Origin of the sequence: Imperialibacter sp. (genome assembly GCF_040222385.1) — a bacterium.
Taxonomy (GTDB): domain Bacteria; phylum Bacteroidota; class Bacteroidia; order Cytophagales; family Cyclobacteriaceae; genus Imperialibacter.
This window is the reverse complement of record NZ_JAVKDF010000022.1, coordinates 394,381-407,943: the sequence shown is the minus strand read 5'-3', so window position 1 is coordinate 407,943 and position 13,563 is coordinate 394,381. Positions and strand designations below refer to the sequence as shown.

Genomic DNA, 13,563 nt, shown 5'->3' with positions numbered 1-13,563 from the left:
AGTTTCCTGGATCAGTTAATAACTAAACTATTGTATCACACTTACCTTGCTCTTGTTCCTCAGCGTCTCAAAGCCTGTTACCACCAGACGGTCGTTCATCTTCAGCCCACTGAGTACTTCAATGACGTCCTGATTTTCCAGGCCTGTCGTGATCTTTTTCTCGGTAGCTATACCATTCTCCACAGTGAACACCACTTTGCCGTCCTGGCGGGAGATGATGGTTTCCTTGGGGATCACAATCGTGCTGTCACGCTGCTCAGAAAGAATGGCTGCTTTGATGAACATGCCGGGGCGGAGCAGCTTCTTGTCGTTGTTGATCTGCAATACGCTCTGGAAGGTCCTGGTCTCTGTGTCGATGACAGGGGAGATTTGGCTGATCTTTCCGATGATGGTGTCGGTGGCCAGGTTGTAGTTGGTGATCTGCACTAGCTGATTGAGCGTTACCTCTGGCAGGTGCTTCTCAGGCAGCTTCACGTCCATGAGCAGGTGCTCGTACTCCATTACTTTGAAAAGCTCCTGGCCCTGATCGATGCGGACGCCATCGGTATGGTAGGGAATCGATACAATTACCCCGGTAAATGGGGCTTTTACGAACATTTTGGCTTTCTGGATCTCCGCATTTTCGTAGGCGTATTTCGAATTTACATAGTCAATTGACGCCTGGTTGAGTTCTGTTTGGGTCACACCCCCTTTTTCAAACAGCGACTTCTGCTTATTGAGATTGTTTTCCGACACCTCCAGGCTGAGCTTCTTTCCGTCGAGCTGGAGGTTGTTTTCAAACTCCTTATCCTCCAGCCTGATGATGACCTGGCCCTGCCGTACGGCGTCGCCAAGGGCAAAAGGACGTCCGGTGGCCGGATTGGTTTGTAGCCTGTACAAACCAGTCAGCTCCGATTTGATGGCGCCTTCCTTGGAGGAATAGACGGTGCCTGTGGTTTCGATGAACCGGGAGATCGACTGGGGCTTGATGATGGTCACAGAAACGGGAATCTTTATCTCGGTTTGGATATTCGATTCCTCGTTGTTGCAGGCTGTGACGGCCAGCAGCACCAGCAGGGTGCCGACAGTATTTTTAACGCTTTTCATGTATGTCGTCCGTGTCATAATATGTATGATCAGTAGTGGTCTTAATTAGAATTAGGTATAACAGGCTGCTGGTTTTCGAAGTCGTAAAGCGAAAGAATCTTCATGTTCAGCAACTCAATTTTATAGTTGATGAGCGCACTGGCCAGCGCACTTTTCTTGTCCGACAGCTGGCTTTGAAAGCGGTTGAGGTCGATGCTTGTCAGGTCACCATTGCGGTACCGCTCCAGGTTGATCTCGTAGGTCAGCTGCGCATTCTTTACGTTTTGCTGTGCTATTTCGATTTGGTTCTCCAGGTTCTGTAGGCTCCGGTACGTCTTCCTGATATTGATGATGATATCATTCTTCTGGTTTTGCAGGTCTACTTTGGTGATTTCAAGGTTGGCATTGCTGGCTTCCATGCGTGCCTTGTTTTCGCCCCAGTCCCAAATCGGGATGCTGAATGATATTGCTACCCTTGGGTTGACTGTTGGCGAATCGTATACCTGCGGGGCATTGATGTTGTCACCAAAGATCCCCATCGACAAGGCCACGGCTCCCTTGAATTCGTTTAGCGACTTGGTTCTGGTCAGCTCAAATTGTGAGCGTTCAATATCTATCGCACGTTGCCTCAGCTCGACCCGATTGCGCAGGCCCATCTCTATGGCCTGGTTAAGGTCAACCTCCCGGGTCACGAACTTGATGTCCACCTGTACGGCAATCTCTTCATCGAGGCCAATGCCCAGCAGGAGCTTTAGGTCGTCTGCCGCATTGTCGAGCGTTACCTGATTATTTTGCAGGGTGGACCGGGAGGTGGCCAGGTTGAGCTCGGCCTGGTACAGCTCTTCCATGGCGAGCAGGTCGGCATCTACTTTGTTTTTGGTGATTTCGTAGCTGATCTCCTGGTTTTCAAGTTCTGCTTTGGAAATCTCCAGGCTGTTCTGGCTTTGGTAGAAGGAATAGAAGGTCTGGGTGACGTTTCGCTCCAGCGTAAGCAGCTGAAGAGCATTGCTGATTTGTGCGTTCTCCAGGTTGAGTTCCAATTCCCGTGTTTGCAGCTTGTTTCGGTTGTAAGTGAAAATGGGCTGGTCTACTTGCAGGTACAAGTTATTACTATAGGTCTTTGTCCTAACATCTTGAAATTCAGAATAGTTATCTCTGTACCCAAACCGGTTAATGAGCGAGACCGTGCCGTCGGTGGCCGAGATGGGCTGGGAGACCGAAAAGTTGGCGAAGGAGTTATAATCCTCGTTGGTGTTCCAGCGGGACACCAGGTCGTTGAACAGCCTGGTTCTGTTATAGTCGAACGGTGTCACGTCCAGGCCAAACCTAGACTTCATCGCCAGTCGCTGGGCATCGAGGCTTTTTCGGTTGCTGTACAGGTTGAGCCTTGATTTCTTGATATCCGGGCTGCTGGTCTGGGCTATCTGGATGGCCTCTTCAAGTGTGAGCACTTGCTGTGCAAAGGCACCCTGCGCCGACAGCAGACTCAGCACGATTACCGCCACTATGGCCCCAAGAAGCAGGAGGGGCCGCTGGAAAGCATTTGGTCTCATAGGATTCGCTTTGGTTTGTCTTTTAAAGCTCATATCGTTTATTGTTTCACCCATTTCACGGCGTCGGCATATACAGTTCCAAATTCACTCTTGTCGCTGACTACTACCTTCCCACCATTCTGACCGAAGTAGTAGGAGCCCAGATAGTTCCAGCCATACTCTGCTTTGGAAATATTGAATTTGATATCGTCCGTTCCGTCGCTGTGATGGATGGCGTAGTTATAGTCGAATTGTTGGTTGTTGTCGTCCCGCCCGTTGAACCAATTCTGGTTCTTGCCCATCATGTACACATACACATCGTAGAAGCCTTCGTCAGGAAGCCTGGCCTCCCAGGTGGCCAGCTTGTCGCCATTGCCCGACCTGGTGAAGTGGGAGGAGCGGACAGACTTGCCATAAAAATTGGAGCCTGTGGTGGCCTTCCAATTTGAGCGTGAGCGGTGCCAGCTACCGACATACTTTTGATCAGAAGAGCTTTTGCTGTCGAGATAGGCCCGCAGGTAGGTAGGCTCCACAGGGCTGAACGTGCTGAACCCGGGATCTTCATTGTCGACGATCACTTCACTTTGGCTGGTGGCTTCGGTGGGTGGTAGCACCCTTTCTCCTTCGAAAAGCGTAGTGAGCTTGCGGGGGCTGAATATGCCTGTCGACATGGTGATCACCGAAGGAATATTCCTCGAAATGAGGGTATTAATCGTTATTTTGTCAGGCTTCTCATCAAGCACAAAGCCCAATTGTTTTGCTTCGCCTACTTTGATGACTGACAGATAGCCCGGTACGTCCTCTTTTACTTGTTGGGCCTCTCTTCGCCGGGAAAATTGATTGTCGTTTCCACCGTCATCGGCATTGAACTTTACTTCGATCACTCCATCATTGTCGCCGGTGTTTTTCACATCAAGCAGCACCTGATAGCGCTTTCTGTCGCCATCGAGCACTTCAAACTTTTGCACGTCGTCTATTTCAAACGCTGGCTGTGCGGTGCTGAAATACACCTGTCTGATTACCGGGTCAATGTCGAGGCCAAAGTGTTGCTCGAGGGCCATCCTGAAGTCCTGGTAGTTGGTCAGCTGATGCTGGTGGCTGTTCACCCAGTTTTGTACAAAACCCTTGAATTCATCTTGCCCCAGCAATTGCCCCAGGTAAGCAAACAGGTACTGGCCTTTCAGCGAGACAGACTTACTGATCTTGTTGAAATCTGTTTCATTGGTCAGTATCTCGTTGATCATCGAGGTTCGCAGCAGCTCGTTACATTCCTCTTCAAAAGAGATCCCATTCATGTTTCTGGAATAGTCATTCTCCGTTTGCAGGTCTTTTCTCAGAAAGCTTGAAATGCTGCGATTGAGCAAGGGCCAGTCACGGCTCACTACTCCAGAATTGTAGCTATATAACTGGGGAAAGAGCGAGTAGTCAGCCTGATCTTCATCACGGTTACCATAAAACCACACGGTTCCCGACTGCTTGGTGAAAACCTTCTTGATCAGGTCTTTGAAAACGTTGGCCTGCTTTTCCTTGTCGCTCAGCACCTGATTGTCCCGTTTGGCTTGCTCGTCCATGTCCTTCAGCTGCCTTCTGAAATCAAACTCCCGGATATCTCCGCCTTCTTCCGGCCAGTACACCGTTTCTGGTTGCAGATAGGCTTGCTGGCTTTCGTATATTTTGTTGTAGGCAGCGAACAATAAGGGCGTTTCCACAAACTGCAATCTCCGAAAAGGGTAAGTGAGCTTCTGGCCGTCCTCGTATTCATTCACAACATCCCTGATGAGCAAGCTGAGGGTGTCGGTCAATTGCCCGAGGTACTCCGACGTGTAGTTGTCGTCGGGGTATTGATAGACTGCGTAAGTCACGCTGTCGACAATGATCTCCTGCTTTTCATAGGCACCTATGGCCAGAGAAATTTGGGGCAGGGGATATTCTGGTCGAAAACGGAAGAGATTGCCTTCCGTCGCCGCTTCGCCTTGTGAAACGGCGGTTTGGCCTTCTTTTACCTTCACCTCCAGTTGAAAATCGATAAATGACGTTCTTTCTTTCCTGGGTGACTCCCGGCTGTAGCCAATCTGTGTGTCGGGGTACCACAGCACGTCAGTGGTCAGCAGCACATAGTCTGACTGCAAATAGGCGTACTTTTTTGGTAGGGCAAACATCAGGTAGTCCCTTGGAAACTCATATCGCTCCTGATCCACTTCAAGATGGGCCACCGACTCCCAGACAGCACCCTCGTAGCTAATTTCAACCGTTGCTTTTTCGCCGGGCTGAAGCGTTATGGCATTATCGATTGAAACCACCTGCAAATGCCTTTCAAACTCCACTTTCCGATCATTCACAGTGAAGCTGCTGATGTCGAGGCCCGGGTTCAGTGTGAAGTAGAAGCCGGCCAGGGGCTTACTATGGTTGTTCTTTACCGTTAAGGTGGAAGTGGATATGAGTTTGTTTTCAGCCTGCTCAAAGTGAATGCGGTGGGTGAGAATGTCGGCGTTCGGCACCTCGGTCCATTCTCCATTGACAGCAATCATCTCTTGCCGCAGCGCAATCGGGGTCTCCCGCAGAGCTACCAGCTTAATCATAATGATAGCAGCTGCTGCCACCAATACCATTCCAAACAGGCCAGTCAGCAGCTTTATCCTTTTGTGGCTAGCGAGGCGGTCAAGGAAGAAGGCCGTAAGGAACAGAAAAGCCACTCCGGCCACCAGGTAGAATACCCGCTGCCATAAGGCGAAATCAAGGTGGGCAAAGCCGGTCATCTCTGACGCTAACATAGGCAGCCGGAAGGCCATGAAGTCGAGGATGTAGGAGAACTTGTCGAAGTAATAGATAAGCTCTACAGCCGAAAGGCCCAGCAGCAGCACAATGGTGATGGGCTGGTTGCGCAGTAAGGTCACAAACAAAAAGGCGATGCCCGTTGTGAAAATGACGGATGGCAAACTTATCAGCAAGGGATAAATGACGAAGGCCAGCGGATTGAATGCAGTGTTAGGGTTGGTCAGGTTGACAATCAGCGGAATACACAAAAGCACCAGATTCAGCCAGAAGAAGAGGTTGAAGAGCGCCAGTGCTTTGCCCAACACGTAATCGAGATTGGAGATTGGACGGGCGAAGAATACCTCGTTGGTGTCGAGTTTCTTGTCCTTCTTGATCAGACCAGTGGCCAGGAAGACCACAGCGGCTGCCTGCGCAATACTGATCATGACCATGGTGGTGTAGGGCATCATCCAGCTATTGGAAAGCTCAAACCGCCTTGGCAGGTCAATTTCTGAGAAAATGGCCAGGTTAAAAATGACCACGAAGCCAATACCTGCCAGCGACACAATCCGGAAAAACCAGTTGCGCCAAACCACTTTGGACTCGTAGCGGGCAATGGTCAGTATGTTCGAAACAGCACTCATACCAGTGACACCCCCAGTTGGTTCTCCATAAAATAAACGTAGGCGTGCTCCAGGTTGGGGTTCACAGTTGTTGCCTTTGGATGCGGTTGATCGGTCGCTATGAGCTGTGCCTCCCACTGACCTTCCACGGGAATGGTAGATACCACCGAATACTTGTTTTTGATGGCTGTAAACTCTTCATCCCCAAGAGTCACCTGCCATACGTGACCACGCACCTGATCAATCATGCCTTCCGGCGACCCTTTGAAAGCTACTTCTCCCTTGTTCAGCATCGCCATGTTGTGACAGGTACTGCTGATGTCACCCACGATGTGTGTGGAAAGGATGATGGTAACGTCCTTCTGGCTGAGGTCGGACAGGATGTTTCTGAAGCGGATTCGCTCTTCAGGATCCAGGCCCGTGGTGGGCTCATCGATGACCAGCAGTTTGGGATCTCCAATCAATGCCTGGGCAATGCCAAGCCTTCGTTTCATACCTCCAGAAAGCTTGTTGGCCATGCGCTCCCGCACATCCAGCAGGCCTACCTGGTCGAGCAGGTGATCGACCTTGATCTGGCGTTCTTTCTTTTTCAAGTTGGTGGCCAGCCGGGCGGCGTAGTCAAGAAACTCCCATGTTTTCAGTTTGGAAAAAAAGGTAAAATCCTGAGGGAGGTAGCCGATCATTGCCCTGATCTTTTGGCGGTGCTCGTTGATGTCCATTCCCTCGATGAGAATAGAACCAGAGGTAGCACTTTGCAAAGTCACCAGCGTGCGCATGAAGCTCGACTTGCCAGCGCCATTGGGCCCCAGCAGGCCAAACATGCCACTGCCTATGTCAAGGTCGACGTTGCGTATGGCCGCATGTCCGTTAGGATAGATTTTTGAGAGCCCTCTTATTTCAATGTTCATCAGCTACAGTTCACTTACAATAGGTGCTTGTTTTCCTGCCGGGATTACAAGCTTGTTTGAAATACGAATTCAAATTGTGACACACAGTCAGTCCTTAATCCTGTATCTGGATTTTGCTGCTTTTGTCTTTAGTGAATTGTATGTCGTCTACTCCATTTACCCGCAAGAATGAGTCATTGGTTATGCTGCCATTCAATTGTTTGATAAATGACCAAATTGTTACTTGCGATTTGTCCATCTCCACGGATAGCAAGTCGACACTTAACCCGGCGGCATTCAGGTAGGCCCCTTCTGATGCTTTAATGCTAAGACTCGTTAAATCGACGTTGCCGTCCATAGCAATGCTACCACCCGATTGATTAATAGCCAGCGTCTGCTGACTTAAGTCGGTTATGCTGACTGATGCCCTGGTGGCTTGCAGTCCTCTGAATGTGTTTTTGGAGACAAAGACAGTCACCTGAACCGGCTTGCCAGTGACTATATCATCTACTTTGAGCATCAAAGTGTCTCCAACCATCTCGTAGTTAACATTGGAAATAAAACCACCATCAATGCTTTTTACTTCGATGTGTGGCTCATCGGATGAGCTGATCGTCACCCTGCGCTCCGAGTCTGATAGCACAATGTACCCGACATTGCCAAGTGGAGCATTTTCGATCTGCGTTTCGGCACCACTCAAATCTCTTTTGTATCCCCGGAGTCTCACCTCAGTGAAAGCAGCCATCATATACAGAAGGATAAATCCGAAGAACCCAATGAGTATTTTGTTGCTGAGCTTCATAGTGGTCATTTTAAAGTTTCGATATGTTTTTTCAATTCGCCAGCCGTAACACCAAGCATGGCCGCATGGCGCAGGAAGTCGGGGAGTACCTTGCTGAAGAACTCCTCTTTTTTACTTTCGAGAATGATCTTTTGAGCGTCCTTGTTGACAAAATATCCGATACCTCTTTGATTTTCGATAATGTCCATGGCTTGTAATTCGCTATATGTTCTCATGATTGTATTGGGGTTGACGCCCATTTCTGATGCCAGCTCCCGTACAGAAGGGATTTTCTCTCCTGCCGGAAATTCACCACTCACCACCTTGTCGGTGATGGTATCTGCGATCTGCAGAAAAATGCTTTTACCGTTTTGAAATTCCATACTACGCCTCCCGTTCTTTAAGTTTCCTGTAGGCCACAAATAGCATGACCGCATTGGCAATGATTGCTGCAATAGCGAAGAAGCGAAAAGCAGAATGCTCTTCCGTTGGCACCAGCCACATCGAACCGTCAGAATGGTACCGATTGAGACCCAGAGGTTCCGCCATCACATAAATGACTGTGGAGTAGAAAATGATAATTACAGCCACCGAAAACAGTGTTTTAATCAACGGTTGTTTTGAAAACATGGCAGCGCCGGTGAATGGAACCACAAACAGCAGCAGGCCCAGGCCTGTGATCATTACACCGAACCAACCGACGGAATCAATCCCATTCGGCATTTCTACCGTCACCAGCTGTTGAATGCCAATAGCATCGAAGGAGTATTCAGTGAATAGGGTGAAGAAGTATCCTTGCAGGTTAAAAGTGATCCAAAACAACAACGGAAGTGCCAATAACATGACTCCAATTCTGGTGGCCAATTCGAATACGAATTTTTCCATCAGAGAAGCAGGCACCAGAAGGTAGTTCATCGTGCTTTCTTTCGCACGAAAACCTGGAAATGAATACCCCACATAGAGTAGTCCAAACACAATCACAAATCCAATAAGGAATCCCCTGAAATTGTCCAGATCATGAGGTCGTAGCTCCTCAGTAGCCTGAACAAATGACAGCAGGATAAACACCACACCCACATAGGCTCCGGCTGAAAAGCCCAGTAGCTTGTTGTTATGAACAAAGTGCTGTCTGCACAGCAGCATGAAGCGGCGACTGTTGAATATATTATTGGACATAGCTTTTCAATTTTTCGTTGCCACTCAATATGGCGTTAAACAATAATTCGATGTCTACAGAAGAGCTGCCATTTGATTGAGACGTAATCACTTTGTAGCCACCAGGCACCATCTCACTATATAGTATGTCGTCGCCTTCAGCTGTTGAGCTGGTGGAAAAATGAAGCCTGGAGGAAATATCGAAAAGGTCTTTCTGCATGATGAACTGGCCGCTATCGAGCATGATGATGCGGTCAATCAGGTTTTCCACGTCTTTTACCTGGTGCGTGGAAATAATAACGAGCTGATCTTCATCCAAAGCCCCGGCCAGTATCCTGCGAAAGATGGATTTAGACGGGATATCAAGCCCGTTGGTGGGTTCGTCCAGCACCAGTAGCCGGCACTTGGTGGACAAAGCAAAGGAGATGAGAAACTTCTTCTTTTGGCCGTAGGAGAGCTTCTGCAAGCTCTCTGTTTCAGGAAGCTCAAAGTCTTTCAGCAGCCTTTGTAGCAGAGCGCCACCAAACCTGGGATAAAAACCCGCATTGGCTTTAATGAAATTCTTAATGGAGATTCCCGGTAGATAAAACTCTTCCGATACGAAAAACATATCCTCAAGAAAAGAGGGCTGTCGTTTTCCGGGCTCGTAATTGTTCACGTTTACCGTGCCGCCGTCGGGGAACAGCAATCCGATCATCAGCTTGAGTAATGTCGTTTTACCTGCGCCGTTTTTGCCGAGCAAGCCGACTATGCTGCCTGCGTTGATCTGGCAATCGAGCTCCCGAAACAACGGTCGGCGCTTGTTGCCATAGTTAAAGTTAAGTTTCTTGATGTCAATCATTGTATGTGATTTACTGTATTACTTCACTAATACAGTGCAATGGTAGGAAAGGTTTCATAGAAATGCAAAAGGAGGGAAGAAGTTTTTAAAAAAAGTGGGAAAGTTACCCACCTAAGCCAGAGGCTTCGGCGGGCGAGGGAAAGGGGAGGTGGCAAAATATTTTTTTACAAACCAGGGCCTCCAATGGTATCATTGTGCTGAGTGGCACCGCCTTTGAATGTAGCTGGACTTAGTCCTTCTTGATAAAGATGAAATCGCCTCCTTCATCGCCAGTTCCCATAATTACACCGTCTTGGGGAACTGTCAAGCTGTTGTTCAATACACTTTTTCTGACTTGTGTAAACAGCTCACTGGAAGGAAGAAATTTGGTGTCATTTTCTGTGAGATATTTTACCAGGTACTTAAAAAACACCGAATTATCCGGCACTGTCGACATGGTGCCGGAAGTCATGGCTCTTCGACTTGGCATGCGGTAAAGTAGCTGTATTTCGGCAGAAGCTTTTCTAATTTCATCGCCACCGCCACGAGTTTTAAAAATGCCCCCGCTGAAGCAGGCATCCGAAATCAAAAGGGTATGGGCCGTGTTCAAGCCTCGTAGCTGCTCTCTCAAATCGCTGTTAGACAACCAATTGGAGGGGTTGTCGGGTCGGGCGTCTGTTGGCCACCAGTAACCTTGCTCTACTTTTTCGTCCCAGTAGCCATGGCCTGCATAAAAAATCAAGAGATTGTCACTCTTCGTTATCACCGAGCGAAGCTGATACAGTTGCCGAAAGATGGTTTCACGGTCAGCGTTTTCTAACCGAATAACGTCCTTTTTCTCAAACATATAATGGGAGGTCAATACCTCTTCCAACTTGATAACATCTTTGTGAGGTTGCGAAAGATCCAGTTCGTTGTTTAAATAGTTAGAATTACCAATCAGGAGGGCATAAAACTTTCCATCTGGTTTCACCGTATTGCCACCTTTATCTTTATCTGTTTCCGACCGGGCTTGCATAGTTGATTGAGTAGGTAAAACATTACTTTCTCTTCGTGCTACTGCAAGTTCATTTCGGATGATTTCCGGTGTTTCTATCAGATAGACTTTTCCTTCGAAAAAGCTGACATACACCATGAGGTTATCGAAGGGAGTAAGGGACAAGGAAAACTTGGTTTGATCTCCGTCGAGCTCTTTGATATGGTATGGAACTGACCAGGCACCGTTTTCCATTTTCTTGATGAAGTACCACCTTCGGTCTTTTCTTTTTTTAGAAAACGCTTGAATGATGAAACTGTCGTTGCCTATACCGACAACATCATAAACTTCATCAAAATCAGAAAACACGTTTGTCGTTCGGTCGATAAACAGCTGTGTATTATTGTAGCAATAAATAGTGTTCGCTGGCTTAGAATTATCTGATAAGTAGAGCTTTTCGTTGTTGAGCGAAAAGCTGGGAGCAAAATTGAAATAAGAGTAACTAATCGGATCAATAATATCCCTGAAGAAGCTCCATGATCCATTTTGCAGCTCAGTAAGATAAATTCTTTGATCCCCCTTACCATGCAGCATCACCACCATCCGGGTAAAGTCGTTGGAAAACCTGAAGTGCAGGTGGCTGTCCGCATAAATGATGCTATTGAGGAGCTCGGTTAGCTGATTGGGTTCGCTGATCCATAACCCATTCTTATAAGCATATCGATAGACTATGAATTTACTTTGATCCGTGGTTCCGACGACAAATGATGAATCTGGCAGCATGGCAATAGCCATATTATCACTTCCGGAATTGATCTGATCTGGTAATTTGATTTGACCAGATGCGTCTATCGCTAAGAATGCAAGAATAAAAAATGGTAAAAAAATGCGCATTGGCTAATATAAGAGTTTCAGTCGGAACTTAATATCAGGCTTGTAGGTTCGATAAACTTACGACAGATGATAATGCAGTGTTTTTAGTCTGCGTGACATGTGTCACAAAATACAGCCGATCGAAGCATTACCTTTGGATCGGATAAAAAAACAAGCAACCATGGCAACTGTGAAACTGACTGCTGAGCAATTCAAAAGCGATGTTTTTGACTATACCACTGAAAAAGAGTGGAAATACAAGGGGGAGAAACCGGCTATTATCGACTTCTACGCCGACTGGTGTGGGCCATGTAAGATGGTGGCACCGGTACTTGAGGAGCTTTCCAATGAGCACCCTGAAGTAACTATCTACAAAGTGGACACGGAGGTAGAGCAGGAGCTGGCGGCCGTTTTTCAAATACGAAGCATTCCCAGCATGCTCTTTATACCCATGACAAAACAGCCTATGATGCAGGCTGGTGCTTTACCCAAGCATACGTTGAAAGAGGTCATTGAAAAAGAGTTGGTGGCTTCTGCGTAGGTCACGAGCCCAAAGGTCTCGTAAAAGAAAACTGCACAGGATCGCTGTGCAGTTTTTTTGTGCCCTGATATTGGCGGCTGCTATTCCTCTACTTTGATCATCACACGCTGATACCGTGTCAACCTGGGCGTGCCGTGGTCGGTAATGGCTAGAATAACATGAATGGTGCCTGTGCCTGGAGCCATCACCCGAGACTTCGGTACCACAAACCAGGCGTTGGGCTGATCAAAGTTCTGAATCGGGATTGGCTGCCCATCTCTCGCACTGGAGGCGGGGAAAGTACCCGGTTCATTGTAGTAGAACCATTCATACGACAGGGCGTCGCCATCAGGATCGCTCGACCCAACGGCGCTGAGGTTAACACGCTCCCCGATTTTGGCCGTTAGCTGAGCAGGATGGCCCAGCTTTGCTACCGGTGGATGGTTGGCTTTGTCAACGGGTTGGATTGTCCAATCCATCCTTGCCGAAAAGTCGTTCTGAAAAGCTCCTCTCCAGCGCCAGATTGTGGCATGGTTGGTGGTGTGCCATTTGCCGTCAGTGCCCATTACTTCGTCCTGGGCGTCGCTCCAGAAAGGTCTGCTTTCTGCGTAAAGATGCCACTTCTGCAAGCGGGGCATATAAAACTCATACCTGCCACCCCATCCGCCCCAATCGGGGTGCTCGGGGCTATTGAGGCCGTTGCTTATCAAATTGAGAAACGAAGGGGTGTCGCCCTCCATCAGGTATTCCCATCTAGGGTACTCTTTCCCCAGCGGGCCCTTTTTTCTAATATTGCTTTCCAGCCATTCGTTGGTTACCACAGAAAAGTCGGCTCCGGTAAAGCGCCCGTGAAATATATCCCCGCTGATGCCGCTCCATGTAGCGTGGTGATAAGCGCCTCCGGCGCTGAAACCAGGGCTTACCACGTAAAACAAGTCCGGGAATTCCTTCCTCATCCATGGGCCCGCATCGTCCTGGTCAGAAATAGTATAGACCCGCAGCTTTTTTACAAAACGGGCCAATGCATCTTTTGACCTGGTTTCACGCACCTTCCACAGCGCCTGGGCCAACACGCTGGAACCGCCCCATGCAGTGACCCAAAGTGGGCGTGGGTCGTCACGATCGGCCGCTTTAATCAGTAACTCGGAACCAGGAGAGTCTTTTCCTTTGCCCACGCCTTCCATGCCATAAACGGGCAAACCTTCGGTAGTGATCTTTGCCAACTCGTCATGGGTAGGGAAACCGGGCTCGTGGATTTCCAGGTTGTCACGCACCATGCCGTAGGCCTTCACAATTTGGCGGATCCGCTCCGGAGCTACTCTGTTCTTTTGGTGAATGGAGGTAGTGGCCACCAACCCCTCAACATCGTATTGGTTGGCGTACACTAAAAACCGAACCATGGACATGGCATCGTCAGGCTCATTCTCGATATCGGTGAGAACAAATACCCTTGGCTTCTCCTGAGCTGTAGCCAGGCTTACTGAAAAGACGAAGAAAGCCAGTAGGGCCAGTGTCATCTTTGTGAAGAGCTGGCTAAAAAACCCTGGCAAGTTTTGTTTTGCGTTAATAGTAGGCAT

The 13,563-nt window shown here is 48.4% G+C and carries 11 protein-coding genes; 1 reads left to right on the top strand and 10 read right to left on the bottom strand.

What is annotated here, in order from left to right; translation table 11 throughout:
• Window positions 1-27: 27 nt before the first annotated feature.
• From RIG68_RS09355 to RIG68_RS09315, 9 genes are all read right to left on the bottom strand, one after another.
• Entirely contained in the window at window positions 28-1,086 is a 1,059-nt protein-coding gene (locus tag RIG68_RS09355) for an efflux RND transporter periplasmic adaptor subunit (protein WP_350121532.1), read from the bottom strand.
• Between the two features lie 41 nt (window positions 1,087-1,127).
• Entirely contained in the window at window positions 1,128-2,651 is a 1,524-nt protein-coding gene (locus tag RIG68_RS09350) for a TolC family protein (protein ID WP_350121529.1), read from the bottom strand.
• Window positions 2,652-2,656: 5 nt separating this feature from the next.
• Window positions 2,657-5,995, bottom strand: coding sequence for a golvesin C-terminal-like domain-containing protein (locus RIG68_RS09345; RefSeq protein WP_350121526.1), 3,339 nt, complete (start codon window positions 5,993-5,995; stop codon window positions 2,657-2,659).
• Window positions 5,992-6,882, bottom strand: coding sequence for an ABC transporter ATP-binding protein (locus RIG68_RS09340; RefSeq protein WP_350121523.1), 891 nt, complete (start codon window positions 6,880-6,882; stop codon window positions 5,992-5,994). Before RIG68_RS09340 ends, RIG68_RS09345 begins: the two co-directional genes overlap by 4 nt.
• A gap of 94 nt (window positions 6,883-6,976) precedes the next feature.
• Window positions 6,977-7,663 (bottom strand): GIN domain-containing protein, encoded by a 687-nt coding sequence (locus tag RIG68_RS09335; protein WP_350121520.1) that lies wholly within the window; start codon window positions 7,661-7,663, stop codon window positions 6,977-6,979.
• A gap of 5 nt (window positions 7,664-7,668) precedes the next feature.
• Window positions 7,669-8,025, bottom strand: a complete 357-nt coding sequence (locus tag RIG68_RS09330) for a GntR family transcriptional regulator (RefSeq protein WP_350121517.1) — start codon at window positions 8,023-8,025, stop codon at window positions 7,669-7,671.
• A gap of 1 nt (window position 8,026) precedes the next feature.
• The gene (locus tag RIG68_RS09325; protein ID WP_350121514.1) at window positions 8,027-8,818 is read right to left on the bottom strand and encodes a hypothetical protein; all 792 of its coding nucleotides are present in this window, start codon (window positions 8,816-8,818) and stop codon (window positions 8,027-8,029) included.
• A complete protein-coding gene (locus tag RIG68_RS09320) occupies window positions 8,808-9,638 on the bottom strand; it encodes an ABC transporter ATP-binding protein (protein ID WP_350121511.1) in 831 nt (276 codons plus the stop codon). Before RIG68_RS09320 ends, RIG68_RS09325 begins: the two co-directional genes overlap by 11 nt.
• A 229-nt stretch (window positions 9,639-9,867) precedes the next feature.
• On the bottom strand, window positions 9,868-11,487 hold the full coding sequence (locus RIG68_RS09315; protein WP_350121508.1) for a caspase family protein: 1,620 nt from the start codon (window positions 11,485-11,487) through the stop codon (window positions 9,868-9,870).
• Between the two features lie 160 nt (window positions 11,488-11,647).
• Here RIG68_RS09315 and trxA point away from each other — a divergent pair, with 160 nt between their 5' ends.
• Window positions 11,648-12,007 carry a thioredoxin gene (trxA, locus tag RIG68_RS09310; RefSeq protein ID WP_350121505.1) on the top strand — a complete coding sequence of 120 codons (360 nt, stop codon included), beginning with the start codon at window positions 11,648-11,650 and terminating at the stop codon, window positions 12,005-12,007.
• Window positions 12,008-12,087: 80 nt separating this feature from the next.
• Here trxA and RIG68_RS09305 read toward each other — a convergent pair whose 3' ends face one another.
• Window positions 12,088-13,563, bottom strand: coding sequence for a nucleoside hydrolase-like domain-containing protein (locus RIG68_RS09305; protein ID WP_350121502.1), 1,476 nt, complete (start codon window positions 13,561-13,563; stop codon window positions 12,088-12,090).

Coding starts and splice junctions, on each gene's coding strand:
- trxA (WP_350121505.1), top strand. CDS start 11,648: ATGGCAACTGTGAAACTGACTGCTGAGCAATTCAAAAGCGATGTTTTT.
- RIG68_RS09350 (WP_350121529.1), bottom strand. CDS start 2,651: ATGAGCTTTAAAAGACAAACCAAAGCGAATCCTATGAGACCAAATGCT.
- RIG68_RS09355 (WP_350121532.1), bottom strand. CDS start 1,086: ATGAAAAGCGTTAAAAATACTGTCGGCACCCTGCTGGTGCTGCTGGCC.
- RIG68_RS09325 (WP_350121514.1), bottom strand. CDS start 8,818: ATGTCCAATAATATATTCAACAGTCGCCGCTTCATGCTGCTGTGCAGA.
- RIG68_RS09315 (WP_350121508.1), bottom strand. CDS start 11,487: ATGCGCATTTTTTTACCATTTTTTATTCTTGCATTCTTAGCGATAGAC.
- RIG68_RS09320 (WP_350121511.1), bottom strand. CDS start 9,638: ATGATTGACATCAAGAAACTTAACTTTAACTATGGCAACAAGCGCCGA.
- RIG68_RS09305 (WP_350121502.1), bottom strand. CDS start 13,563: ATGCCTACTATTAACGCAAAACAAAACTTGCCAGGGTTTTTTAGCCAG.
- RIG68_RS09335 (WP_350121520.1), bottom strand. CDS start 7,663: ATGAAGCTCAGCAACAAAATACTCATTGGGTTCTTCGGATTTATCCTT.
- RIG68_RS09330 (WP_350121517.1), bottom strand. CDS start 8,025: ATGGAATTTCAAAACGGTAAAAGCATTTTTCTGCAGATCGCAGATACC.
- RIG68_RS09340 (WP_350121523.1), bottom strand. CDS start 6,882: ATGAACATTGAAATAAGAGGGCTCTCAAAAATCTATCCTAACGGACAT.
- RIG68_RS09345 (WP_350121526.1), bottom strand. CDS start 5,995: ATGAGTGCTGTTTCGAACATACTGACCATTGCCCGCTACGAGTCCAAA.